17 protein-coding genes are annotated in these 21,120 nt (G+C 62.8%); 7 read left to right on the top strand and 10 right to left on the bottom strand.

Features of this window, described 5'->3' with window-relative positions; translation table 11 throughout:
- Window positions 1–144 precede the first annotated feature (144 nt).
- The gene (locus AC3WQS_RS11460; protein WP_020968453.1) at window positions 145–1,017 is read right to left on the bottom strand and encodes an alpha/beta hydrolase; all 873 of its coding nucleotides are present in this window, start codon (window positions 1,015–1,017) and stop codon (window positions 145–147) included.
- Entirely contained in the window at window positions 1,014–2,240 is a 1,227-nt protein-coding gene (locus AC3WQS_RS11455; RefSeq protein ID WP_225320273.1) for a metal-dependent hydrolase family protein, read from the bottom strand. Before AC3WQS_RS11455 ends, AC3WQS_RS11460 begins: the two co-directional genes overlap by 4 nt.
- Window positions 2,241–2,338: 98 nt before the next feature.
- Here AC3WQS_RS11455 and AC3WQS_RS11450 point away from each other — a divergent pair, with 98 nt between their 5' ends.
- Window positions 2,339–2,902, top strand: a complete 564-nt coding sequence (locus AC3WQS_RS11450; protein WP_408988873.1) for a TetR/AcrR family transcriptional regulator — start codon at window positions 2,339–2,341, stop codon at window positions 2,900–2,902.
- A gap of 245 nt (window positions 2,903–3,147) precedes the next feature.
- Entirely contained in the window at window positions 3,148–3,516 is a 369-nt protein-coding gene (locus tag AC3WQS_RS11445) for a cupin domain-containing protein (RefSeq protein ID WP_007734139.1), read from the top strand.
- Between the two features lie 26 nt (window positions 3,517–3,542).
- On the opposite strand, the gene recD is transcribed toward AC3WQS_RS11445, so the two are convergent.
- The 3 genes from recD to recC are packed head-to-tail and all read right to left on the bottom strand — an operon-like array spanning window position 3,543 to window position 12,010.
- Complete coding sequence (gene recD / locus AC3WQS_RS11440) at window positions 3,543–5,411, bottom strand: exodeoxyribonuclease V subunit alpha (RefSeq protein WP_336505085.1); 1,869 nt, start codon at window positions 5,409–5,411, stop codon at window positions 3,543–3,545.
- A complete protein-coding gene (locus AC3WQS_RS11435; protein ID WP_492712731.1) occupies window positions 5,408–8,725 on the bottom strand; it encodes a UvrD-helicase domain-containing protein in 3,318 nt (1,105 codons plus the stop codon). Before AC3WQS_RS11435 ends, recD begins: the two co-directional genes overlap by 4 nt.
- 3 nt (window positions 8,726–8,728) lie before the next feature.
- Window positions 8,729–12,010 (bottom strand): exodeoxyribonuclease V subunit gamma, encoded by a 3,282-nt coding sequence (recC, locus tag AC3WQS_RS11430; RefSeq protein ID WP_492712730.1) that lies wholly within the window; start codon window positions 12,008–12,010, stop codon window positions 8,729–8,731.
- A 97-nt stretch (window positions 12,011–12,107) separates the two neighbouring features.
- On the opposite strand from recC, the gene AC3WQS_RS11425 reads away from it, so the two are divergent.
- The 4 genes from AC3WQS_RS11425 to AC3WQS_RS11410 all read left to right on the top strand — a co-directional run bounded on the left by AC3WQS_RS11425 (window position 12,108) and on the right by AC3WQS_RS11410 (window position 15,723).
- On the top strand, window positions 12,108–12,941 hold the full coding sequence (locus AC3WQS_RS11425) for an ABC transporter ATP-binding protein (RefSeq protein WP_492712729.1): 834 nt from the start codon (window positions 12,108–12,110) through the stop codon (window positions 12,939–12,941).
- On the top strand, window positions 12,938–13,768 hold the full coding sequence (locus AC3WQS_RS11420; protein ID WP_317558049.1) for an ABC transporter permease: 831 nt from the start codon (window positions 12,938–12,940) through the stop codon (window positions 13,766–13,768). Before AC3WQS_RS11425 ends, AC3WQS_RS11420 begins: the two co-directional genes overlap by 4 nt.
- Window positions 13,765–14,562: an ABC transporter permease gene (locus tag AC3WQS_RS11415; RefSeq protein WP_492712728.1), complete on the top strand. Its 798-nt coding sequence runs from the start codon at window positions 13,765–13,767 to the stop codon at window positions 14,560–14,562. The genes AC3WQS_RS11420 and AC3WQS_RS11415 overlap by 4 nt, the downstream gene beginning before the upstream one ends.
- A gap of 78 nt (window positions 14,563–14,640) precedes the next feature.
- Window positions 14,641–15,723, top strand: coding sequence for an ABC transporter substrate-binding protein (locus tag AC3WQS_RS11410; protein WP_020968444.1), 1,083 nt, complete (start codon window positions 14,641–14,643; stop codon window positions 15,721–15,723).
- A gap of 198 nt (window positions 15,724–15,921) precedes the next feature.
- Here AC3WQS_RS11410 and AC3WQS_RS11405 read toward each other — a convergent pair whose 3' ends face one another.
- From AC3WQS_RS11405 to AC3WQS_RS11395, 3 genes are all read right to left on the bottom strand, one after another.
- Window positions 15,922–16,503: a flavodoxin gene (locus tag AC3WQS_RS11405; protein ID WP_050768647.1), complete on the bottom strand. Its 582-nt coding sequence runs from the start codon at window positions 16,501–16,503 to the stop codon at window positions 15,922–15,924.
- A 227-nt stretch (window positions 16,504–16,730) separates the two neighbouring features.
- Entirely contained in the window at window positions 16,731–17,543 is an 813-nt protein-coding gene (locus tag AC3WQS_RS11400; RefSeq protein ID WP_020906247.1) for an acyl-CoA thioesterase domain-containing protein, read from the bottom strand.
- Window positions 17,540–17,938 carry a (R)-mandelonitrile lyase gene (locus tag AC3WQS_RS11395; protein ID WP_020906246.1) on the bottom strand — a complete coding sequence of 133 codons (399 nt, stop codon included), beginning with the start codon at window positions 17,936–17,938 and terminating at the stop codon, window positions 17,540–17,542. Before AC3WQS_RS11395 ends, AC3WQS_RS11400 begins: the two co-directional genes overlap by 4 nt.
- A gap of 166 nt (window positions 17,939–18,104) precedes the next feature.
- On the opposite strand from AC3WQS_RS11395, the gene AC3WQS_RS11390 reads away from it, so the two are divergent.
- The gene (locus tag AC3WQS_RS11390; RefSeq protein WP_020906245.1) at window positions 18,105–18,833 is read left to right on the top strand and encodes an SDR family oxidoreductase; all 729 of its coding nucleotides are present in this window, start codon (window positions 18,105–18,107) and stop codon (window positions 18,831–18,833) included.
- A 9-nt stretch (window positions 18,834–18,842) separates the two neighbouring features.
- On the opposite strand, the gene AC3WQS_RS11385 is transcribed toward AC3WQS_RS11390, so the two are convergent.
- Both AC3WQS_RS11385 and AC3WQS_RS11380 read right to left on the bottom strand, forming a co-directional pair.
- Window positions 18,843–20,015 (bottom strand): iron-containing alcohol dehydrogenase family protein, encoded by a 1,173-nt coding sequence (locus AC3WQS_RS11385; protein ID WP_020906244.1) that lies wholly within the window; start codon window positions 20,013–20,015, stop codon window positions 18,843–18,845.
- A gap of 51 nt (window positions 20,016–20,066) precedes the next feature.
- Window positions 20,067–21,092, bottom strand: coding sequence for a zinc-dependent alcohol dehydrogenase family protein (locus tag AC3WQS_RS11380; protein WP_020906243.1), 1,026 nt, complete (start codon window positions 21,090–21,092; stop codon window positions 20,067–20,069).
- Window positions 21,093–21,120: the final 28 nt, after the last annotated feature.

Here is a 21,120-nt window from a genome sequence, read left to right as displayed (position 1 = left end):
GGGTCTTGGGGGCTGGGAGATGTGGAGAAGGGACGGGGTGTCCACCACGTGGGGGACACCCACAGCCGACTTCTCCTTCAACGGCGTCTACGGAAAATCGCCCTAGAACGTGTCAGCGGCACATCGTCTCCGGGACGGAGAGCTCTAACGTGCATGGCAGGTCTTCAAGTAGCTCAGGAACGATGCCTGCAGCCCGGTAACGTGCGTCTCGTGCAACAACGCGGTCGAAACATCCTGCGACCGTCCCTTGCCATGCAACTGCTCCACGACGGCGAGAACGTTGCGTGACAGTCCGCGATAGATCGGAATTGGTCCAGTCAGTTCGGCTTCGTTCAGCGTAACGTGCAGCTGCGGCACAACTGAGCCCACGCCACGCTCGGGCAGCGCCTCGACCAGTGTGTGGATCTGGCTGTCAGCGTTCACAACTCCGGGACTACCCGCACCGAAGGTCGCGAATGGGGGCGCGTCGCGCAGCCATGCGTAGAGGGCGAAAAGGCCTCCGTACGAGTACCCGAAGAGTCCGTGCCCGGACTCGCTGACACGTAGCTCCGACGAGTACAGGCGAGGGTGGAGTTCGTTGGTCAGGAAGTCGAGGAAGACGTCCCCGTGGGTGTCTGCCAGCTCCTCGAGGTAGGCGTCCACGTACTCCTGGGTCATTGCACCCGAGTCGCGAGCAGCGGCAAGAGTAGCCATCATTTCTTCGCCTACCGGTTCCCCAGGCGGCACGAGATCGCGGTTGCGGAGCCGTGCCCAGTTGGCGGCCTCCTCACCGGCATATCCGACACTGACCTGAATGTACGGGGCGACCGTCAGGTACGGGTCTGCCTGCGTGACGATGAGCGGGGCGGTAAGACCTACAGCCCAGTTGCCGTCCATCACGTAGATCAGCGGTAAGGGATCCGTGGAGTCCGCGTAGCCGGGGGGTGTGGTCACCCAGACGCCGTAGCTGTGCCCCGACTTCGCCGTTATTTCGAAGTACTCCGTGTCTGCAAAACATCCGTGCAGCATTGCGCTCATCGAACGTCTCCCTTGACGATATTGCCGGACTTCACGACGAGAGCAGCCATGTCCGGATCGGCGAACACCTTTGCGTCTCGGAGTGGGTCTTGCTGCCAGGCAACCATGTCCGCCTGCATACCGACGCGGATAGTCCCGACGGTTTTCCCGATACCGAGAATGTCGGCATTGACGCTGGTGGCCGAAACGAGTGCATGCATCGGCGACTCCAACTCCGCGCGCAAGCGCAACTCCTCACCTCGGCGCTTTTGGTGCGGCCCGATGAGGTCCGAGCCCAGGCCGATCCTCAGGCCTGCTGCGCGAGAGGCCGCGAGCGCTCTGGCCATGCGTTGACGCACTCCGGCTGCACGTTCTCGTATTGCAGGGTCCAGGTCCATGCTTTCGGTGTCCGTCAACTGCTCGACCACGGCGAAGGTAGGGACCAGAGCCACGTCATGCTCGCGCATCAACTGGGCAGTCTCCGCGTCGATGTCGGTGCCGTGTTCCACGCACCGCACTCCCGCCCGCACTGCGTTGCGAATGCCCGCATTGTTGTGCGCGTGGACCGTGACGTAGGTGCCGCGCGACGCTGCTTCTTCCACTGCCACGGAGATTTCCTCGACGGTGAACTGTGTGTCGGTGAGGCGGTCATGGCCTCCGACGACACCGCCGGTGACGCACAGTTTCAGAAATGTGGCCCCTCGGCGGAACGATTCGCGCACGTTGCGTCGTAGCTCGTCGGCATTACCCGACATCAAGGACAAGGCGCAGAGCCCTGGAATGTGGTGCATGTTCCACAGCTCGGTCGGCTCCCATGCGGCCCCGTAGTAGCCGTGTCCACCGGTCTGGCACTGCACAGGACCACACGAGAGGACACGCGGACCACGCACCTTGCCGCTCGCAATAACGTCGACGACTCCGCCGTCGATGCCACCGACGTCTCGCACCGTGGTGAAGCCCGCGTCGAGGGCATCGCCCGCGGTGGCGAAGATGCCCGCAGCCAGTTCCGCTGCCGAGAGCTCAAACCCGAATTGCCTTCGGATCGGACTCGAAATACCCAGGTGGACATGAGCATCGATCAGCCCCGGAGTCAGAAGCATGCCGTCCAAGTCAACTGTCGTCGAACCCGACGGCGCCTGTCCGATCGCTGTGACAATGCCGCCACTCACGCACACGTCGACTTCGACCGGGTCGGTACCCGATCCATCCGCGACCATGCCGCCGGCAAACCATACGTCAGTCAAAGGGACCTCCCGAGCATTAGAAACCACTCTCCTAAACACTGGTGAATTCGATATGCGGTACCGTACTCAACAGTGGTGAACCCGTCAATGGAGGTAGCGTGAGATCGCCGGTTGGGGAGGGTCGAGAGCGACTGTTACAAGCACTGTTCGACGAGTTCGGTGAAACCGGCCCAAGTCCGAAGCTGTCGATGCGCCAAGTAGCGGAGCGACTCGGAGTGCACCACACGCTTCTGACCTATCACTTCGGATCACGACCAGGTCTCCTCAGCGCCGTACTGTCGGAAGCGCGCCGCCGTGACAACCTCGTCATAGCCGCGATGGGCAAGGATCTCGGGTTCCCGGCCCTGTGCAGGGCGATCTGGAGTTTCTACTCGAACGCCGAGCATGAAGATCGAAGCCGCACCTTTTTTCACCTGGCCGGACTTGCGGTTTACGAGCACAAAGCATTTCAAGATTTCGCCGCCGACCTCGACGACTTGGCTCACCTCCTCGAAGCGGCAGCACTTCGCGAAGGATTCACAGTGGTGGATGCAAAGCAGCAGAGCATCATCGCAACCGCATGTCTGCGAGGACTGTTGCTGCAGAGGTTGCTCACCCCCGACGCCGAGGTCGACGCGGCAGCCGAGCGCTTCATCACCTCGTTGACCACGACCACCACGTAAGGCCTCACAACCGATCACCCTCGTTCGAAATCACCGACGCGGGGCCCTTTGCCATTGGCTCGGTCACGTTTCGGCGCGAGCCGGGTCTCTGAACCCCGGTTGAATGGTGGCCGATCGCACTTTCGACATCTGTACGAGCGAAGTGCCGAAAGATGCGACAAGTGAACCTATCCCGACCCAGCAGACACACGACATCATCGACAAGTCCGATGATTCACATGAGTTTCGAAAGTCAGGATTGAATTGTGACCATTACCTTCCGTGCCGCAGAGTTGAACAGCGCAAGTGGGATCTTCCAGCAAGCACTGCTCGGCCAACCCAGTGCAGAGCCACTCGGCGGAGACATCATCACTCGTGCAGATGTCGAGTTCACCAGTGACGACGGCCGCATTCAATCCGGAGTCTGGGAGAGCGAACCGGGAAAGTCGCGGTGGGAGTTCCTCACCCGCGGCGAGATCATCACCATCGTCTCCGGCGCCATGACCGTCGAGGAGGACGACGGCGATCCCGTACATCTCGTTGCCGGTACGAGTGCAATCTTCCCAATCGGATGGAAGGGTACGTGGACGGTCACCGAGACCGTACGCAAGGTGTTCGTCGTATACAACGAATGACCAAGAGAATCCGCAACATCCGACTTTCACGGCCCGTCGTACGGACGGATCTCCCGACGCAGCCCACTTGCCCTGAGCACCTGTCGCTGAACTCCCGCCCTCACGGAATCCTCCGTGCCGATTACCCTCACATGGTTTCTGGCGCGAGTGATCGCCGTGTACAGCAACTCCCGGGTCAGTAGTGACGACGCTTCGGCCGGCAGCATCACCGATACCGTGTCGTACTGGCTGCCCTGGCTCCGGTGAATCGTCATCGCGTAAACGGTCTGCACCGACGAGAGTTGGCTCGGGTGAATCAGAAACGCATCACTCCCCCGCTGGAATGCGGCAATAGGAACGCCATCCTCACGCTGCACGATCACCCCGGCATCCCCGTTGTAGATCTTGGCCTCGTAGTCGTTGGCCGTCACCAACAGGGGTTGGCCCGGATACCACCTCGTCGGATCCAGGAATTGCCCTGATGCCGTGCCGACCCACTCCATCGCCTGCTGCGCCCACCGCCCGACACCGTACGGTCCGTCACGGTGCGCGCACAGAAGGCGGTGCGATTCCAGGCCTTTCAGGGCGCCGATCGCATCACCCTCCTCAGCCGACCTCGTCACCACCTCTGAACTCGCAACGATATCGGCGCGCAATGCGTCAACGTCCTCGGGAGAATGGAAGGAGACTGCGGGATCGCCACTACGCAGGATGCGCAGAACCTCAGCGGAATCTCCCGCTCGAACTGCCCTGGCCAACGACGCGATGGTTCCGTCGAAGCGGCGCCCACGTGAGAGTTGAATGATCCCGCCCCGCAGACGATCCTGCTCATCCGCACTCAGCGCCTCTTCGGAACCAGTGGCCGTGAGATCGTCACCCACCAACTGTGTCAGCGCCGGATTTCCACTGACTTCTACCGGGCGGGCGACAAGGTCAGCAAGAACAGCGCCGGCGTCGACTGAGGTCAACTGATCGGGATCGCCGACAAGCAGCAGACGGGCATCGGGGCGAACGGCCTCGAGCAGGCGCGCCATCAAGGTGAGGGAGACCATCGACGTCTCGTCGACGACGACCACGTCGTATGGAAGTCTGTTGGTCGCATTGTATTTGAAACGGCTCGAACTCCCCCGCTGCCAACCGAGTAGCCGGTGCAGGGTCATGGCCGCTAGTTCTTCGGGAAGGCCAAGGCTCGCGGTCTGCTCACGTACGGACTCTTGCAGACGTGCTGCGGCTTTGCCCGTCGGTGCGGCCAGCCCGATGCGAGCCTTCGAACCCAGTTCCTCCGACAGGAGAGCGAGAATACGTGCGACCGTATGGGTTTTGCCGGTTCCGGGCCCACCGGCGATGACCGTCGTCCACTGTGTCGCGGCGAGAGCAGCGGCTATCCGTTGACGATCAGGGGCGGTGGTCGGCCCGTTCTCGTCGACGAACAGCGAATCCAGGCGCGTTCGGACCGCTTTCAGGTCGGCGGGCGGCCACGTGGACGCACGCTCGTCGAGCACTCGCCGAATCGTCTGCTCCTGCAGAAAGTACCGATCGAGGTAGAGAAGCTCACCGTCGTCCGTGTCGACCAACCGGAGGGGCCTGAGCGGTCCGGCGTTGCCGCCGATCACCAGAGGGCTCAGGCGAAGGGCGGCAACGATCTCCGACGGTTCGGGCCACGGCAACGACGTGAGTTCGTCTTCCGTCGCATTGTCGACGCTCACATCACGCATCCGTCGTAGATCGAGGCACACCGAACCTGATCGCACGGCCCGAACTGCCAACGCCGCGGCTAGCATCACTTCTTCGGAAGTTTCACCGCCCAGGCTGCACACTCTCGTCGCGACATGAACGTCGGCGGCAACCAGAACCCCGGCTTCGTTGAAGATTCGCACGATCCCTTTGGCGCGCTGCGCCAATTGCGCCTCGGTCATCGAATCTTCTCCCCTACTGTGTGGGACGCATCAAGACCGGCCAGCAGATCCGATAGTTCAACCGTCAGCTGAGCAGGCGGTTTCCATTCGAATACACCACATTCCGGCGGACTGTCCGGGCCGAGCATCCCCCGAACGAATTGATACTGCGCACCCCCGAGATGGCGATGCGGATCGTAGTCGGGCAGTCGCCACCGCAGATACCGATGCAACGCAACCGAATACAGCAGCGCCTGCAGGGGATAGTGCGAGCGCATCATCTCCGTCGCCATGAGTTCGCGCGTGTAGTTGGCAGCCGTCAGATCGCCGCGGCCCAGCCGATTTGTCTTGTAGTCGACGATCACGAACGACGGGCCCGGGATCCGCAAGACGGCGTCGATACTGCCCGTCAGGAACCCGCGCATCGGTGACGTCTCGACACGGTCAAGATGGTCGGCGTACGACGCCAGAATGTCGTCCGGGGGAAGGTGGCGCCTCAACAGTTCCGACACTCCGCGAAGTGTGACACTCATCGACACCGGATCGTCGCCACCGGCCAGTGGGAGTTCGAAATCGAGTTCGGGAAGACGATCTTTCGGCGCGATCGTGGCCAAGGTTCCGAATCCCAGTGGAGTCTGCATCACCAGCAACAACGCATCCGCGAGTGCTTCGGAGTCGACCTCGGCCGCCCGAACCGAGACCGCCTCGGCGCAGCGTATACGGAGTTCCGCTCTCAGGTCTGAAGCAGCCGTGTCCACCACCTCGAGCACTTCATGCACCAGCGTGCCGAATGCGGCGCCCGCCGGAAGACCGTTCATCGGTGAAGGCAACGCCTCCAGCGGCGAGGGGGTGACGGTCCCGACGTCTACGGAATCCTCTGGCTCGTCGTCCTTTTCGGGATCCTCTACCTCACTGTCGGTGCTCGTGACCGCGTGGTGCGCTCCGGCGGTCAGTGCCGAGTACGACGTACGACGCCAGAGAGTGTCCAGGTCTCGATCGAAACGCGCCGCGGCCAGTTCGGTCACGTTCGCGGCTGCACCGGACCACTGGACGGGCGACGGTGGATGTGGACCTACTGGTTCCACCGAGATCACATCGGAAGCTGCTGCCGGCCACGTCGCGAGTCGTGCTGCGGTTGTACCGTCGTCGAGCACCTTCACTACCCGAGCAGGTTCGGCGATGCCGGGTGTACGTCCGAGCATCAACCGGTGCAGTGGCGAGCGTGAGGTCCCGTAGCTTGGCGCCCACCAGAGCACAAGTTGGCATTGCGCCCGGGTCAGCGCCACGTACAGCAGCCGCAGTTCTTCGCCCGCTTCTTCAGCCTCCGCAACAGTCTTTCTGGCGTTGTGCCCCGGGCCTTCCTGCCCACCGACGTCGAGGATGCGGCGCCCATCCGGATCGTGCAACAACTGCGTCGGAGAGTTGAAGCCGCCCACGCTCTCCCAACTGAACGGGACGTAGACGATCGGGAATTCGAGCCCTTTGGTGGCGTGCACGGTTGCGATTTGTACAGCGGCAGCATCGCTGTCGAGGCGACGGCTTCTGTCGGTGGCACTCCCGGACGTCGGGTCCTTGATCCGATCGGAGAGCCAGCGAACCAATGCGCTCAACCCGAACGCTTCCTCGGTGGCGACGCGGCCGAGAAGTTGTGCGACGTGCCGCAGATCGGTGAAATCTCGTTCGCCGGACGGGGCCGCGAGTACACGCTTCTCCAGATTCGTTTCGGCGGAGATCCTTTCGAACACGGCCGCGAACCCGACGCGTGCGAACAACCCGGAGTATGAGCGCAGTTGACCCGCGAGTTCCGCGACGACGTTGTCGCCGTCGACGTCCAATTCTTCGGCGGTGCGCCCGAAAATCGGAGAGAGGGCGGTCAACCGGACGCGATCGGACCGGTGCGGCTGCTCGATCGCCTGCAGCAGCCACAGCCACTGTGTTGCGCTGGGTGTCGCGAAAACACTGGAACCGCCGGTCAATACGGACGGTACACCTACGGCATCGAGGGCATCGCGAATCATCGCCACCTGCTTGTGGGTGCGCACCAATACCGCGACGTCTCCCGGCTCGACCGGGCGCGGATCACCGTCGACCGCCAAGCGGGCATCGCTGCCCAGCAGTCCGACCACGTCTGCTGCGACGTCGTCCGCGACGCGACTGCGAAGTCTGCCTACGGCCGGAAATCCCGAACGATTGAGCGGTCCGGCTCCGGTACGGGGCAGATGGCGTACACGCATCGGCACCGGGCCGGACAACCGAGACTTCTTGTGCGAAGCCTCTACTGGATGCGCGACGATGCCCTCGTTACCCAGTGCGGCGCCGCCGTAGAGGTGTTCGAGTGCCGCCAACAACCCTGGATCGCTGCGCCAATTGGTGGTCAACTCCTGGTGCGCATCCGCCTGATTGACCGCATCGAGATAACTCAGGACTTCTGCCCCGCGGAACGCATAGATGGCTTGTTTGGGATCACCGACCAGGACCAGGGTGGTGTGACCGTGGAAGGCCAACCGCAGAATGTCCCACTGCAACGGATCGGTGTCCTGGAACTCGTCGATCAGCACGACCTTGAACTTCTCGCGCACCCGACGGCACGCGACGGGGCCGTATTCCGGATCCGTCAACACGCCGTGCAGCAGCGTCAGGAGATCGTTGAAGTCGCGAATTCCTTTGGTCCGCTTACGTCGTTCAACCTCGAGACGAGCAGCCGCCGCGAACAGGACTCGCTGACCGGGAGCGGTCTCCTCCTCGCCGTCGGGTTCGAGAATTGCCTGGCCATCGCCGACTGCGCTTCGGGCAATGGCCAGCGCGTCCTTCGTGGAAAACGGTGGAGACGAGTCCGTCCGGCTGTAGCGGCTGAGGTACAAATCCGAGACGACCTCACTGATCAGGTCGTCGACCGACTCCACAAAAGTTGTGTCGGGTTCGCGTTCCCCGGCGATGCCGAGTCCGTCGAGCATCCTCTGACAGAAACTGTGGGTTGTCGTGATGGTGCCGGCGTCGAACTCCGCGAGAGCGCGCAGGAGTCGACGACGCCGCACGCCGATCTCCTCGTCGTCAGCTGTGGCGAGGTACGCCACCAGATCATCATCCGACCGCCTCGCCGCCTCCGGGTCGACCAGAGCGGCGGACACTCCGGCGAACCTCTCCCTGGCACGCTCACGAAGTTCCTGAGTGGCGGCCCGGCTGAATGTCACCAGCAGAACTTGCGAAATGTCAGCGAGACCTTCGGCAACACAACGGGTCGCGAGTCCGACGATCGCGTAGGTCTTGCCAGTTCCGGCGCTCGCTTCCAACACCGTGGTGCCGGTCGGTAGTGGCCCCAAAAGGTCGAAGTCCACGGGTTACTCCGCTCTTTCGTTGGTCAGCAACGGATCCCACAGTCGTCGGGCGAGAACTCCGAATCGAGTCGGTTCCTCGGCCCAGACGAATTCGTCGTCCGACGGCGGATCCGCAGCCAACTCCGCCAGTGTTCGAGCTTCTCCGAAAACGTAAGCGTTGCTCGGATCGATCATCTCGCCGTACTGCCCCGTCCACTGGGTGTCCGCACCGTTTGTCGCATCGTCGACCGACTCGCCACCAAAGCGTCGGCGCGCATATTCGGCTGAAGTAGCGGCCCACATCGGCAACGGACGCTGCAGCCCCCGCTCGCGTAGGTCCACCAGTTGCTGCAGGATCTCGGCCGCATTGCCTGGCGCATCGAGCACCGACCGTGCCGCTGCTATCTTTCCCCGGCCCCGTCCGATGGAGACTGCATCGAGCGCACCGGGTCGGCCGTGTGCTTTCAAGGCGAGCAGGTTGATCCAGGCCGTCATCCGATGTTTAGGCGCCAGTGAGGAATACGACGCCCGCACCACTGAATTGCCGTGCACACCGGTTACCGTTCCGGTGAGACGATGCCCGTCACCGAGGTCGATGTCGACGTCGACAGCCTCGGAGTCGCCCTCGAGGTGTGGCAATGCAAGACCGGCAAGTTGGTCTACCACCCACTCGACGTTGCCCAGAACCGAGGCGCCCAGGTTGTAGGGCGGCAAAGTACCGCGGCGCCACTCGGCTGCACGGAAATCCGCCGAGTTGCGTCCAGCCAAGCGCGAGAGAAGCATTCGGTCACCCAGAGCCCAGGTGGACAGTGGATCGAGCTCGGTTGCCAGCGAATCCGCGATGTCGTCGTCGAGTTCCGGTACCCGGACGCCTAGGCGCTGGCGCAGAAAACCACGGGCGGGGTGTACGAGGAAGTTCACCAGGTCGGCAAGGTTCACTTCCTTCGGATGCACCTCGAGTAGCTTGGCCGACAAGACTGTCGGCAATTCGATCGGTGTTCCGGCAGCAGCCCTGGCACCGGCCAGGGCTGCCGTGTCGAAGCTGAACGGCTTGTGCGGCACGAAGTTTCGATTGTCAAACGATTGCAACGGATGCCGTGTCAGCACCCCGTTCACAGCGTCCGGACCTACCGTCGCACTGAGTACGTCGAGAAGGCCGCTGAGGGGGATCGCCGGTGGTCTGACGACACCGGTGACCGGATCGGCACCGGTATACAACAGAATCAGATGCTCGCCCGCAGACATCACGGCATCGAGAAGCAGTTGCCGGTCTTCACTGCGCAGATCACGCTCCCCCACAACGGGATCACGGGACAAGATGTCGTCGCCGTCGACTCCACCGGTTCGAGGGAACACCTCGTCGTCGAGCCCGATCAGAACGACCACGCGATGCGGCACCGAACGCATCGGAACCATCGTGCACACCGTCAGTTCGCCGGTTCGGAAGTTGGCACGCGTAGGTCTGCCCGCGAGGCTGCGCGAGAGCATCGCGCGAACATCGGCCAGACGTAACACCGTCTCTCCGCCGAATTCGACAGCAGCTACCAGTTCGCGGTGGGCCCCCGCACTCTGCCAGGAATCGGCGGGCGCAGTGTCGGTCAGCAGATCCAGGGCCCGCATCAGCACACGAAGCCATTCGGCCGGCGAATGTGGACCGGCAAGATCGCGAAGCGAGACTGCCAGGCGATCTACGAACTCTGCGAAACGTCCACTCAGATCGATGTCTGTGCCGTCCACGTCATCGAGTGGCACCGCGAGATCCAACCAGGCATTTTCCGATTCGTCCGCGCTGACCCCCAACAAGATTCGGTCCATGGCGGTGTTGAAGGTGTTCTGCGGAAATGCATCGAGACCGAATGTGGCACGCTGCCGACTACCGATTCCCCAGCGAGCACCCGCTTCCGTCGTCCATTCCCGCAGTCTTTCCAATTCGTCGTCGCCCCACGAAAAACGTGTGCGGACGGGCTCAGCCGCTGCCAGGTCGAGAACCTCACTGGCTGTAGCCCGGCCGTCGGCCAATTCGAGGAGAGAGCCGAGAACGGCCAGGACAGGATTGGTCTGACGTAATCCGCGGTCTGCCAGCCTTACTCGAAGGAGATGCCCCGGGTGGCCATGGACGCCTTGCCCGAATGCAGCACGAACCAAAGGTGCGTACGTTTCGACGTCCGGGCACATCACGAGTACGTCGCGCGGCTGCAATGTCGGGTCGTCCTCGAACAATCGGAGCAGGCATTCGCGGAGCACCTCGACCTGCCGTGCCGGCCCGTGGCAAGCGTGGACCTGAACTGTCCCATCCGGTTCCGCTGCAACGCTGGGAGCACGATCTGCGATGACATCGGCCTTGACCGTCGCCAGGAGGGATTTCGGGCCGGCTGGTTCGGGAAGATGCACCGACTCGAACTCGGCGGCACCGAGGCTGATCTGAAGTTCACGAACGTCGCGAGCAAGACTCGACAGCAACGGATTGGCGGATATCAGCGCTGACCCGTCTTCCGAACGTCGAATCGTGCTCTCACTTCGAGGCGGTATGCGCGAGCTCATCTTGGTCCACAGCGCGGGGCTGGGATGCGGGAGCCAGATGTGCACGTCCCGATTCGCACTGAGTGCGCTCAAGATCATTCGCTGATCGACCGGCAGCCGGGTCGGCCCGAAGACCGACAGACGTTCCGGTAGGTCGACCAAGGCCGGGTCCTCGACCAGCGCGCGGCTCACTTGCCCCAGTCGCTCTGCGGGCCCCGGAACGTCGATCTTGTCCGCGACGATGCACCACAGACGTGCCTGCCATTCGAAATCCTCCGACAGCGCCAATCCGTGTCCGTCGGTCAACCGCCCGGCGGCCCAGTCGATCAGCATCTGCGGGCGTTGCGCGGCATAACTGCGGAAGAGTTCGGTGACATGTGTGGCGGAGGCAAACCGCCGACCTTCACGATGGCCTTCGAGATGCTTCGCCAGGACTCCACACCAGGGCTCGCCGAGGGACTCGTCGATCACGTCGAGAACCGTCCACACCAATCGCGTCGGCGACCATGGGTCGTCGTCAGCCGTGATTCCACTGACCGCGGCCACGGACTCCGCGACCAGGCGCGCGGGTGAAGGAAACGCGATGTTCGCAGAAATACCGTCCACTGCTGACGGTCCGGACGTGCCTAGCTGGGAGGACAGCCGCTGATTGAGCCAACGCTCGACGCCCTTGGCCGGCACCGCAACAGTTTCCCGGGCGAATGGATCCGACAGCGGTGTACGGAGGAGCGTGGCCAACGCCGAGACCAAGGTGTCCGAACGCTCGGCCCGGTACAACTTCAGCAATCTTCGCTCCCCTCACTCCGTCCAGACGTCCATCTCACCACGGCGCTGTGACAGGAGACGCCGAACCAGCCTCACGCAGCGGTGACGCGCAGGCAACATGACCGCAACCGGACGTTCGTACTGTGCGGGAATGACCAGTCCCGTCACCACACCTCGCCCCGCTGGAACCGGTCTCGACATCTCCGGCCTCGGCAAGACCTTCGAGATGGGTCGTCGGTCGGTGACCGCGCTGACCGACGTGTCCCTTCAAACCAGCGAAGGATCCTTTCTGTCTCTGCTCGGGCCGTCCGGATGCGGGAAGTCCACCGTTCTCCGCATCCTTGCGGGCCTCGACACTCCGACGTCGGGAACAGCACTTGTCAACGGACAGTCACCCGCCGAGTTACGCAAGCGCCGCGAACTCGGAATCGCCTTCCAGGATTCAGCTTTGCTGCCGTGGCGAACAGTGGCCTCCAACATCAAACTGCCGCTGCAGGTTGCCGGCATCGATCCCGACCCCGGGCTGATTTCAGACCTGATCGCGCTCGTCGGCCTCGAGGGATTCGAGAAGGCCAAGCCCGCCCAATTGTCCGGCGGTATGCGTCAGCGTGTGTCGATCGCACGATCGCTCGTGGTCAAGCCGAGTGTCCTCCTACTCGACGAACCCTTCGGCGCGCTGGACGACATGACCCGCCAACGGCTCAACATCGAATTGCTCAGGATCTGGACCCAGAAACCGGCGACCACGTTGATGGTGACTCACGGAATCGCCGAAGCCGTGTTCCTCTCCGACGTCGTCGCCGTCATGACGCCGAGGCCCGGACGCGTCCTCGAAGTCGTGCCGATCGACCTCCCGCGCCCGCGTACACCCGAGATGATGCGTACACCCGAGTTCCACGAGATCCACGACTACCTCTCCGGACTGCTCTTCGGAAAAGCAGGCGTCGCATGACAATTACCGATATCGAGAACGTCGCGACCGCGGCGGCGCAGCAATCTGTACCGCGCCGGATCCGATTGAAGCGTCCAACGTGGTTCGGCGGTGCAGTCGGCATCTGCGGACTGATCGCTCTCTGGTGGATTCTGGCGGCGGCCGGTGTTGCGGGAGGCACGATTCCGACGCCGTGGGTGGTTGTCTCGACGATGTTCGACGACGGTTGGTCGCTGTACGGACCCAATTTCACCGTCACGGCTTCCGGTGCGCTGCAGGGCTTTCTCTGGGGAAATCTGCTGGCGATCACGCTTGCCGTGCTTGTCGTCCTCATTCCGCCCATCGAGGGATTGGCCACACAATTGGCGATCCTGAGCTACTGCACACCGCTGTTGGCGCTTGGCCCAATCATCCTGGTCGTCTTCGGCGGCCGGACCCCCACGATCTTTCTCGCCGCGATGTACTGCTTCTTCACCACGATGGTCGGCACACTCGCTGGCCTGAGATCGGCCGACAAGACGAGTCTCGATCTCGTTGCCGCCTACGGCGGTGGGCGTTGGCAGAAGTTCACCAAAGTTCAACTGGTGAGCGCACTTCCGAGTACCTTTGCCGCCCTCAAGATTGCTGCACCCTCGGCTGTACTCGGTGCCATCCTCGGAGAGTATCTCGGCGGGGTGGACAGCGGGATCGGCGTCGCACTCACGGCCGCTCAGACGTCGTACAACGTCCCGCGAACGTGGGGAATGGCCATCGCCGCCGCCTTGCTCGCCGGCCTGGGATACGCCGTCGTCGCAGCGATCGCCCGGCTCGTCACCCCGTGGACGAGCGCTCCGGGAGCACAGAAATGACCGCGGTACGAGGAACATTGAGATTCCTCGCTCCGATTGCCATCGCCTCGGCACTGCTGCTTGTCATCTGGGTGGTCTTCCTCAACGCCTTCCCCCAGGTCGGCCCGCGTGTGGGAAAGACGCCGGCCGACGTCTGGGAGTACCTGTTCTCCGGTCCTAAATCCGCCGACGCTCGTTCGGGCATCATCGACAACCTGTTCATCACTCTGCGCGACGCCGGTGTCGGCTTTGCCGTCGGGATGACTGCCGCGCTCGTGGTGGCATCGATCTTCGTCGTTTCCCGCACTGTCGAACAGACTTTCATGCCCGTTGCAATGCTTCTACGATCTGTTCCTCTCGTTGCGATGACCCCGATCATCGTCCTGATATTCGGCCGCGGAATCGTGGGTGTGACGGTCATGGTTGCGATAGTGGTGTTCTTTCCGGCCCTGGTCATGATCATGGTAGGTCTGCGCGCCGCTCCAGCTCAGGCACAAGACCTCATCGCTGTGTACGGCGGGAGTCGTTGGACCGCATTGCGAATGGTGTCCGTACCGTCCGCACTTCCGGCGGTGTTCGCCGCCGCTAGGGTGTCAGTGCCCGGCGCGTTGATCGGAGCACTGATCGGCGAATGGCTCGGTAGCGGTCAAGGCTTGGGTTCGAGCATGATCAAAGCCATTCCGCGCTACCAGTACAACGAATTGTGGGCATCTATCGTGGTGATCACCGTGGTGTCGATCGTCCTCTACGCCGTGGTCGGGATCTTCGAAAGCATCGCTCTGTCTCGTTTCGGTCCTTCGGCGGGCAAGTCGTGACATCTGTTAACACGACCTCAACAAACTCTCTCTCCCAAGCAAACTGAACGAAACCGACTGGCCTTAGTGTTCCGATTCATGACGCCATTCAAGCCCGTCCGCCAGCTGGACCGCAGGGCCTTCTTCCGCTACTCCGCGCTGACCGGCATCGCAGTCGCCGGTAGTGCGTCATTGCTCGCGTGTAGCAGTGACTCCAGCAGTTCGAGTGGCGGAACCACGGACGACGGTTCCGAATTCGGAACAGTTGCAGTGCAGTTGTCCTGGATCAAGAACATCGAGTTCGCCGGTGAGTACTTCGCTCTCGACAAGGGGTACTACAAGGATGCCGGGTTCGGGAATGTAGACCTGGTGGCAGGTGGCGCAGCCGGTACCGGCGTCGAAGCCGGCTTGGACACCGGCAAGGTGTGGATCGGAATGTCCGCACCGCAGCTCACAGCACCCGCCGTACTCGACGGACTGGAGGCAAAGATCGTCGGGGCGACGTTCCAGAAGAATCCGTTTGCGATTGTCAGTTCCGCTGCGGCACCGATCAACTCACCGCAGGACATGATCGGCAAGAAGATCGGCGTCCAGGATTCCAATCAGCTCGTCTTCGGAGCTCTCCTGGCAGCCAACGGCCTGACCGAAAGCCAGATGACGATCGTGCCCGCGCAGTTCGATCCGAGCCCCCTGGCAAACGGCGAGGTGGACGGCTGGGTCTCCTACGTGACCAACGAGCCGATCACACTGGCCGCCAAAGGTTTCCCCAACGCCCACTTCCTCTTCGCGGACTACAACCTGCCGTTGGTCGCCGAATCGTTCACGGTTCTCCAGTCCACCATCGACAACGAGAGGGACAAGCTCAAGGCATTCCTGAAGGCCGAGATCCAGGGATGGAAGGATGCGGTCGCTGATCCGGCAGAGTCGGCACGGCTTGCCGTCGAGGTCTACGGCAAGGACCAGAACCTGGAACTCGAAGAGCAGATCAAGGAAGCCACCGCACAGAACGATCTTGTGGTGTCGGCAGATACCAAAGCAAACGGGTTGTTCACGATGACACCCCAACTGATCGAACAGAACATCGCAGCACTGTCGAAAGCGGGACTGGAGATTACGGCGGACCAACTGTTCGACATGTCGATCCTCGAAGAGGTGTACGCCGAGAATCCGGAGCTGATCTGACACCAGTGCCGAACGTTGATCCCAGATTTCTCGAGTTATCGAGTAGCTCCGACGCGGACGTCTGACGTCTGACATTAAGCACCAGATAATCAGTTCAGGCCTATGGGTTTTGACCTCAGGCCTCGGCGGTGCTGGTGTCGTCGACGGTTGCCCACGAAGTTCTGGGGGCACCACGGGTCGAGACCGTTCGCCCCAGCGTCAAACGAGCCCAACCTGGCGCAGCCAGTCGTCGAGTGCACCCCCTGCCTCGGCCACTGCCTCCCCCCGAGCTGTGAATCCGGCGCCAATGATCGCGTCGGGACACAGTTCTTCGTAGACACTCGGCACTCCGGACAGCCCACTGACCGCGTGAGTGGTGATCGGATAGATGGTCACGCCAGCTAAATCCAGGGATTCGACGAACGTGTGCATGATCATCGGTGCGCTGCTGTTCCACACCGGGCTTGCCAGTAGAACGATCGAATGTGTCCCGAAGGAGGACAGCTGGTTGGCAATGATGGGCCGCACGTCGTCGCGTTGCTCGTTCCTGTTCCTCTCGACCGTTTCCTCGTAGTCGAACGGGTACGGGTCGGCCGGTTCGATCTTGTGCACGTCGCATGAGAGGCGACTACGGATCATCCCGACCAGAACCTCGGTGTTGCCAATCTCGAGTTCGGTCCGATCTCCGTAGTAATAGTTCTCTCCGGATCGCGAGAAGTAGGCGAGTAACACCGACCCGGATGCTGCGCGTCGGGTCGGGTCGGTGGTCCGGCTAGGCGCAGTACTCGTTGGTACGTTCACGCCAGAATCGGGGGCGCATCCGGCTGCGATTCCGGCCAACCCGGCCACCCCGAGGGCGAGAGTGCCCCCGACGGCGGACCGTCGCGAAACTTGACGTGGTCGGTGGGATTGGCTGTGGGGTGTCTGCTGCATACGTCCAGTAAAGAGTGATTCGGCGGCCGAGGGGAGTTACTGGCGTACCAGGTACTGCCAGTGCCTGCCCGGAGGCTCGATGCTGTCTGCCACGTTCAGCGCATGCGCGGGTCGACGGAAGCGTGCACGTTGGCGAGAGCGCACACTACCGCGGTACCCAGAGTCCCGCTCCGATCGAAAACGGTGACGGTGCTCGTACTGATTCCGTCTGTTTCGACGCGATCCGTTGCGGCGAGGCCGATCTCGAGTCCCTGCGGTAGCCGGGCGAGCGCGAGGGTGACGTCGGCATTGATGAACTGCATGCCTGCAGTTCCCCAGTTACCGACCACGCTCGCCACATCGGCTGCGCTGGCAGCGAATTGAAAGGCTGAAAGCGCTTCGTCCTCCGCCACCCGAACTCCCAACACCCACATGATTTTTCGGGTGCCGTTGTGGTCGGATGCCGGAGTGGACACCCATCCTGTGTCATCGCTGTAATGCAGCCGCGGCTCTTCGGTACCCGGGCTCAGATCAGTCGGTGGACACTGCAGCTGGCTAGTCTGTGACCACACATCTGCGGTGGAGACATCCGGGTCGGGTTTGAGGAACAGTGCCCTGGCGGTGGCGACCTTGGTATCCCCTTGCAGCAGGTCTGCCTCGACAAGACTGATCCGTTTACCGGTGCGAATAATCCTGACGTCCGCGTGACATCTATCCATTGTCGCAACGCGGCAGAGTTCCAGTGTCCAACGCACCGGCCGGAATTCGGAGTCTGGCACGGCATGCTCGACGGCGCGCGCGAGCGCGCCACTGACAGCCAGCCCTCGCATCCTGTTCGGGCCCCAGTTGCCCGCCGCAGTGGGCAGTGGAGTTAGAACATCGCCGTGCGGCGTCCTGTCGACCGAGAAGAACGCCGGTTCGCCGGTCATGCGCGATACTCGTCATCGGTGACGTGCTCGAACCAGGCGGTGGTGGTCGAAGGGTCTTCGGCGTTGTCGAGCATTGCAAGGTGTTCCATGAACGAGTCCGCGGAAGCTCCGTGCCAATGCTCCTCGTTCGGCGGGCAGTAGAGCGTCTGACCCTGATGTGCTTCCATTTTCGTACCACCTCGAGTGCCGACCCAGGCCACGCCCTGGGTAATGTGCAGCGTCTGCCCCACCGCGTGCGAATGCCACGCCGTGCGCGCTCCAGGAGCGAATCGCACCTTCGCGACGGTCATGCGCTGACCGTCCTCGCGGGGAAACGCGATCGGGTCGAGCCAGACGTCCCCGGCGAATCGTGCTGCGGGATTCTTGACTGTCGGCTTCTGCGGGTCGATCTCCATCGTCTGCCTTTCGAGTCGTTGTGCGTGTGCCCCCGGATCACACCGACGGTACGACCCGTCGTGCCAACCAGGGAGGCACTGCTGTTACCTGTATCGGCAAGCCCTCCCACCCGCACGAGAGGCCAGGTTGACTGGTCTCACCGAAGACCCGAACGAAAGGAACATCGTGACCTCTTCCATTGCAGGTGTAGCCGTTATCACCGGAGCGTCGTCCGGAATCGGTGAGGCGACGGCGCGCCATCTCCACGCCGCCGGTTTCAAGGTTGCACTCCTCGCACGTCGGCGCGATCGCATCGACGCGCTCGCAGCAGACCTCGGCGACGGCGCGCTTGCCATCGAGGCTGACGTCACCGACCGCGATGCCCTCGTTGCTGCGGCGGAGCAGGTCAAGAAGGAACTCGGTGGCGCCGACGTGCTCGTCAACAACGCCGGCGTGATGCTCCTCGGGCCGTTCTCGGCGGACCAGCGTGGGGACTATCGGCAGATGATCGAGGTGAACCTTCTCGGCGCCATAACCACCACCGAAGTCTTCCTCGACCAGCTCACCGCCAGCGGCCGCGCGGACATCATCAATATCTCGTCCGTGGCCGGCCGCACCGCTCGGTCCGGAAACGGCGTCTATGCGGCGACCAAGTGGGGGATCAACGGTTGGTCGGAAGCTCTTCGGCAGGAGCTGCTTCCGACTGTGCGCGTCACCTTGATCGAGCCCGGCGTCGTCGCTACCGAACTTCCGACCCATATCACCCACGAGTCGACCAACACTGCGGTCAACGAGATGTACAGCAAGGCCGAGGTGACTGCCGATGACATCGCTGAGGTCATTGCGTTCGCCATCGGTCGGCCTCGTCACCTGGCCATCAACGAAATTCTCCTGCGCCCGTCCACCCAGGTCTGATTCTGCGAGTTACCAAGCGGCCGTCAGTAATTCGATGAGTTGCTGACGGTCCACGGCGCGGGGTCCGGTCGTGATCGACCAGTCGTCCAGTGCGTGGTCCGCGACCTCGGCGATGTCGTCGTTCTCGACGCCGATATCACGCAGACGGGTGGGCACCCCGAATACCTCGAGCAGGCGCTCGATTTCAGCGATGACACCGTCGACACTTCGGTCGACGATCCCGAGGCCTGCCCCCATGCCTGCGATACGTTCGGCGGCTACGGGCACATTCCAGCGCGTGACATGTGGAAGCATCAGCGCTTCGACGACGCCGTTGGATGCCGAGGACCTGGGTCCGATCGCATGCGAAAGCGCCTGTGCAAGTCCGCCACCGGTGAAATCACTACCTTGACCACTCAGCAACGACGACAGCATCAGGTTCAGCCGCGGCTGTGCACCCTTGGGGTCGGACGCAAGCCGGGGCAGCCACTCGTTGACGCCACGAAGCGCTCCCATCAGCAGGGCGTCCGCGAGGGGGTCGGTTGTACTGGATTGCAGGCCCTCGATCGCCATGGAGAATACGTTCAGAGAGGCCGACCAGGCGAGCCGTTCCGGTGCCGTCACGGCCATGACCGGGTCGAGGATGACCCCCTGCGCGCGCGCCTTCGGGTCGAACAATGCCAGCCGTTCTCCGGTCTCCGGATCGCGCACCGCAGCACCAGCTTTCGCGTAGGCGCTCGTCGGAGTACTGGGGACGACCCACTGCGGTAGCTTCGGAGCCGACAGGCGCGGGCTCGTAAGTTTTCCGTCGGCTCCGCGCTGGGTGCACAGCTCGCGGATGTCCTTGTCCTCGGCCAGCAGAATGGACGATGCACGCGCGGTGACGACCGACGATCCACCGCCGACTGCGATGATCGCGTCCGCTTTCATGTCTTCGAGGTACTGACGCGCGTTGTTCACCGCCGGTAGCGGGCTGTGCTCGACGACGCCGTCGAACAGCCCGACGAGTTTCGATCCCAGGGCGTCGTACAACCGCTGCATCGCCTCGGGGTAGTCGAGGATGGGCTTGACCGTGATCACGACCGCTCGGCTCGCTCCGACGCGGTCGAGCTCACGGGGAAGCGCGGACATGGCCTTCTCGCCGGCAAACGTGCGGAAGGCAGGTGTCGCGTGGCGCAATTCGAGGTTCGGAGTGTCGGTCATGTGAGTGTTTCGCTTTCTCGAAGTTCTGGATTGTCAGTCAAAAGGTGACGGTCAGAAGGTGAAGACGCCCTTGCCGGACGTCTGCTTGTCGAATTCCGCGTATGCCTCCACGGCGTCGGCGAGGGTCCAGCGATGACTGAAGAGATCATCGACCGGCAGATGGTGCCGATCGACGAAATTCGCGCACTGAATCTGCTGAACGCTCGACAGCGACCACGACGTGGCAATGGTGACCTGACGCGAGAGGAACTTGCGGACGTCGACCTCGATGCGCCCGCCGAGACCGACGACGCCCAGTCGGCCCCACGGGGCGAGAGATTCCAGCGCGGCAGTCGCTGCGGCTGTCGCACCGGAAGTTTCGATCGCCACCGTGGCTCCGCCGCTGGTGAGTTGCTTGATCATCGAGACCGGGTCCACCGAGCCCGAGTTGATCGTCTCCGCGGCCCCGAAGGCACGGGCCTGTTCGAGTCGGCTGTCGGCGAGATCGACTGCGATGACTCGAGCGCCACGCGCAGTGGCCAGCATCGTGGCGGATAAACCGACCGGCCCCTGGCCGAACACGACGAGGTCCGCCCCACCGACGTCGCCCACCCGATCGAGTGCGCCCCAGGCGGTGCCCGTACCGCAACCGATGGCGGCCGCCGCGATATCGGACAAGCTGTCGGACAGCGGCAGGACGGACTGCGTAGAGACCGTCATGAAGGGAGCGTGCGCACCGTGTGCCGACTTGCCGTACACCGTCGCCGGACCGGTAGTGCACATCTGTGTCCATCCCGACCTGCAGGCCTCACAACCGCCGCACCCGGCGTAGTGATGGACCATCACGCGTTGGCCGACGGCGAACCGCACGGGGTCGACGCCGGCACCGAGTTCCTCGATCACACCCGCCGGCTCGTGGCCGCCGATACACACCGGCGCGTCGGGCGCGCTCGCCTCTGCTCGGTAATAGTGGAGGTCGGACCCGCACATTCCGGAGGCAGTTACACGAAGCAACACCTCGCCCGGACCAGGATTCGGATCGGAGAAATCGCGCAACGAGATCTGCCGATCGCCTTCGAATACCAAGCCCTGCATCATGATCTACCTTTCGATTGCCTTCTTGGTT

The organism is Rhodococcus sp. FW305-130, assembly GCF_058788335.1.
The sequence above is the reverse complement of the archived record's forward strand: the minus strand, read 5'-3'. Positions and strand labels throughout refer to the sequence as shown.

Coding starts and splice junctions, on each gene's coding strand:
- AC3WQS_RS11460 (WP_020968453.1), bottom strand. CDS start 1,017: ATGAGCGCAATGCTGCACGGATGTTTTGCAGACACGGAGTACTTCGAA.
- recD (WP_336505085.1), bottom strand. CDS start 5,411: ATGACCGAGGCGCAATTGGCGCAGCGCGCCAAAGGGATCGTGCGAATC.
- AC3WQS_RS11425 (WP_492712729.1), top strand. CDS start 12,108: ATGACCGCAACCGGACGTTCGTACTGTGCGGGAATGACCAGTCCCGTC.
- AC3WQS_RS11420 (WP_317558049.1), top strand. CDS start 12,938: ATGACAATTACCGATATCGAGAACGTCGCGACCGCGGCGGCGCAGCAA.
- AC3WQS_RS11415 (WP_492712728.1), top strand. CDS start 13,765: ATGACCGCGGTACGAGGAACATTGAGATTCCTCGCTCCGATTGCCATC.
- AC3WQS_RS11410 (WP_020968444.1), top strand. CDS start 14,641: ATGACGCCATTCAAGCCCGTCCGCCAGCTGGACCGCAGGGCCTTCTTC.
- AC3WQS_RS11400 (WP_020906247.1), bottom strand. CDS start 17,543: ATGACCGGCGAACCGGCGTTCTTCTCGGTCGACAGGACGCCGCACGGC.
- AC3WQS_RS11395 (WP_020906246.1), bottom strand. CDS start 17,938: ATGGAGATCGACCCGCAGAAGCCGACAGTCAAGAATCCCGCAGCACGA.
- AC3WQS_RS11385 (WP_020906244.1), bottom strand. CDS start 20,015: ATGACCGACACTCCGAACCTCGAATTGCGCCACGCGACACCTGCCTTC.
- AC3WQS_RS11380 (WP_020906243.1), bottom strand. CDS start 21,092: ATGATGCAGGGCTTGGTATTCGAAGGCGATCGGCAGATCTCGTTGCGC.